Origin of the sequence: Halalkalibacter lacteus (assembly GCF_036663595.1) — a bacterium.
GTDB classification, from domain to species: domain Bacteria; phylum Bacillota; class Bacilli; order Bacillales; family Bacillaceae_D; genus Halalkalibacter; species Halalkalibacter lacteus.
On the sequence record NZ_JAWRVL010000416.1, the window covers coordinates 1 to 241 of the forward strand.

Genomic DNA, 241 nt, shown 5'->3' on the forward strand with positions numbered 1-241 from the left:
TGGCGAGTCGGTGGCAATGTTCCCGGCGGGAGAAATGTGATCGGTGGTGATCGAGTCACCGAACACGCCCAGAACGCGCGCACCCTTAATTTCGCCGATCGGCTGGGTTTCTAATGTCAGTTTCTGGAAATATGGCGGGTGGTGGATGTAGGTCGATTCTTCACTCCACTCGAAGAGATCGCCTTCTTTAACATCGATCGCTTGCCACATCTCAGAGCCGCTGAACACATCGGCATATTTC

The 241-nt window shown here is 53.5% G+C and carries 1 protein-coding gene; it reads right to left on the reverse strand.

The genetic code is table 11. The features are described 5' to 3' along the window. A partial coding sequence (locus SAZ04_RS22860; protein ID WP_332700064.1) for a hypothetical protein occupies nt 1-241 on the reverse strand: 241 nt, incomplete at both ends.